The sequence below is a fragment of the Mesobacillus subterraneus genome (genome assembly GCF_000934845.1).
Classification (GTDB): domain Bacteria; phylum Bacillota; class Bacilli; order Bacillales; family Cytobacillaceae; genus Mesobacillus; species Mesobacillus stamsii.
On sequence record NZ_JXIQ01000167.1, the window covers coordinates 1 to 822 of the forward strand.

Annotated in this window: 1 protein-coding gene; it reads left to right on the plus strand. The window is 45.4% G+C overall.

The features are described 5' to 3' along the window. Nucleotides 1-174 precede the first annotated feature (174 nt). Nucleotides 175-747 carry a YdhK family protein gene (locus tag UB32_RS16935; RefSeq protein WP_044395949.1) on the plus strand — a complete coding sequence of 191 codons (573 nt, stop codon included), beginning with the start codon at nt 175-177 and terminating at the stop codon, nt 745-747. Nucleotides 748-822: the final 75 nt, after the last annotated feature.

Sequence of the window (822 nt, forward strand, 5' to 3'; positions counted from 1 at the left end):
CGATAAGTCGAGAAGCCCCCACTTCAAGCGACCTGTAAGGGTGGTAAGTGGTGGGAGTAGTTCACACAGTTCAACAAAAATTATAAAAAGAATAATAAACGTAAAGGGAAATGCACATTTTCTGCAATCTATTCGGGTATTTTGATTATTATAAAGAATTCTGGAGGAATCGTCATGAAAACAAAAAAACTAGCTCTATTTGTTCTGGGATTCATCACAGCACTTGTTTTAGCTGCTTGTTCAGATACCGGTAACGAAAAGGGAAAGGAAAATACCAGCTACGAGAACAACGAAGGGGACCATGCGGGAATGAACCATTCAGGTTCTGGCGAAGTTCCGGAAGGATTGAAAGAAGCAGAAAATCCCGCCTTTGAAGTGGGGAGGGAGATAGTGGTAAACTCCGATCACATGCAGGGGATGAATGGCGCAGCCGGAACTATTGTTGGAGCATACGACACGACAGTTTATGCTGTTTCCTATACCCCGACAACAGGCGGCGAGAAAATATCGAACCACAAATGGGTGATCCACGAAGAGCTGGAAAATGCAGCAGATCAACCTTATAAACCTGGTGATGAAGTTGTTCTGATGGCTGATCATATGAAAGGCATGAACGGAGCAACGGCGACAATCGACACTGCAGAGCAAACTACCGTCTATATGATTGATTTCACTCCAACGAGCGGAGGAGCAGTGGTGAAAAATCATAAATGGGTAACAGAAGAGGAACTTACGTCTGCAAATTAAGGACATTGCAAAGAAAAGCGCAAGCGCCTTGGTCAGCCCCGACAAGCGCTGCCCGCCGATAACGCCACGTCCTGT